Below are 2,236 nucleotides of genomic sequence, written 5' to 3'. Positions count from 1 at the left end.
GACTTTATTACGCTTGAACGAAAAATATTTGCATATTTCAACTGATTATCTTACGAGAAACCGTTGGGAAAGCCCATCCTTTTAAGGATGGAAGAAGGTCACCCACTACTATTGCTCTTCAAAAACAAGCTCAACATGTTTCAAGTATTTTGATGCGATCGCTCGAAAATATTGAAGTTTGTCTTCTGATGGACTGTTCTCAAAGTGTCGATAAGTTGGATAACCTTTGCGTATCTGCAAGGGAATTTCCGAAGAAATTTCACACAGGAAAGCAACCAGATCTTCAAATTCATCAGCATCATCATTAAATCCTTTTATCAGGGGGAATGTCACTTCCACATATTTGCCGTGTTCTACACACAGTTTCAGGTTTTTCAAAACTGCATCAAAGTGTCCCTTTGGTCCCAAGGCGTATTTAAAGCTACTAAATGCCTTCAAGTCTATGTTGAGCGCTGATATAAACGGAATGATTCTCAATAAAGGTTCTTCATTTACATGAAGATTTGTGTTTAGGACAATATCGATACCCGATTTAAGGATTTCACAAATATCGATAATGAATTCTACCCAGACGAGAGGTTCGTTGTAGGTAAAAACAATAGTTTGCACACCTTTTGTTTTTCTCAAGTACAGTACTTCATTGCGAATTTCTTCGGGTGAATATTTTTTCACAAGGTGCAAAGGCTTTAATCTTGCAATTTCCCAATTGTAGCACCAATCACAGCATAGGTTGCATCCCCAGCTACCCAACGAAAGAACTGGATCTTCATGATTTCCATAGAACAGAAGCCTTTTTCCAAGCGTGTCAACTTTCTTCACAACGACATCTCCGTAATTCAAACTCACAAGTGTTCCATTTTCATTTTTTCTGCTGTTACAAATTCCAGATTGTTCTTCTTTTAGCAGACAATTGTGAGGACACAACAGACATCTAACTGTGTTCGAATCGTATCTTTCCCAGAAAAGAGCTTCTCTCTTCAAATACGCCACCTTTTCAACCACAGAAATCTGTTATACTCTTCACACTCTGCAAAGAAATACCAAATGGAATATCAAACCCAGAATTTCTCAAAAAATCTTCTAACCCAAACAAAAGCCCTGTGATTATACCGAGCGACGTTTTAAGAGTACTCGAATGAAAAGCAGTGGCACATTCGGCAAATCTATCAAACAAAGTTCCCTCAAGCAATTCCAGCTCATACTTTGACTTCATAAACGCGACCAGATCGGTGATTCTCACACCGCCGTGCTTGATGACTGTCACACTACTTGCACGAGATCCCCCTTTTGCGCATATTTCAAACCCCATTCTTTCGAGTGAATCATCGATTATGGAAGCAACTTTTCTGAATCTTTTGATTCTTCTAATAACGCCTTGATTCACCACATCAGAAAGACCTGATTCGAATTCGGATAGCAGCAACGAAGAAAAGTTGAAATTTCTATCACTGAGAAGTATCTTCCCCTCAGATGCGAGTCCTTTCACTTTCAATTGTCTCGCAGCTTCTTCGCTAACGAGCAGCGAAGAAATCCCAGCTTCACTTTCCAAACCCTCCCAACTTGGCACAAGTACGATACCCGGTGCGAATCTCTTAACAAAACCCAAGTCCTCAACACCAGCGCTGTACGACAGATCGGCAAGCAAAACAATGCCACTGTCCTTACAGATAGACGCTATTTCATCAATGGGACTCAAAACACCAGTTTCAGGCTCGACATGAGAGCAGATAACTGCTCTGTACGGCTTTTTTTCAACGCACTTTGAAGAACATCGGCGCTGTCTTCCGAACGTGTTTCAACAGCATCGATGTTGCCTTTCATCTTACACAGAGTAGAGTAAATGGTCTTGCTGTGAGAACCGCTCAATATTATTAAGAATGGTCCGCTGCTTTCACAAAAATATGAGAAGAAGTATCCAATTGCGTGGGCTGGTGGAAGAGGCATCAGTGTGCAGAATGTAAAGGAGATGCCCAGTAAAGATCTTAGAAAACCATAAATATGCCCACAACATTTGTTCTCATCAAACGATTCTTGAAAATAGTGCTTAGCACGGCAAAAAAATCTGTTAGGAACTAGTGAAATCAAAGCTCAGCACCACCGAAAAAAATCATTGTTTTTCGTCTTTTCTGTATTCTTCCGGCATCGGGCCTAGTTCCTTCTGCAAAAGCTCTTTCCATGTAGCTTTGGTCCACTCTAACGATGCTTCAAGAAAAACATTGAGCGATTCTTCTCTGGT

Annotated in this window: 1 protein-coding gene and 1 pseudogene; both read right to left on the bottom strand. The window is 40.5% G+C overall.

Annotation, left to right across the window (positions count from 1 at the left end; genetic code table 11):
* Window positions 1–108: 108 nt before the first annotated feature.
* Window positions 109–981 carry a radical SAM protein gene (locus H0Z29_12060; GenBank protein MBO8132218.1) on the bottom strand — a complete coding sequence of 291 codons (873 nt, stop codon included), beginning with the start codon at window positions 979–981 and terminating at the stop codon, window positions 109–111.
* A gap of 13 nt (window positions 982–994) precedes the next feature.
* A pseudogene (locus tag H0Z29_12055) lies at window positions 995–1,741 on the bottom strand (hypothetical protein).
* Window positions 1,742–2,236 lie beyond the last annotated feature (495 nt).

This window comes from Candidatus Neomarinimicrobiota bacterium (genome assembly GCA_017656425.1).
In the GTDB taxonomy this organism is placed as follows: domain Bacteria; phylum Fidelibacterota; class UBA2242; order UBA2242; family B5-G15; genus JACDNV01.
Note: the sequence above shows the minus strand (reverse complement) of the source record. Positions and strands in the feature narration are given on the sequence as shown.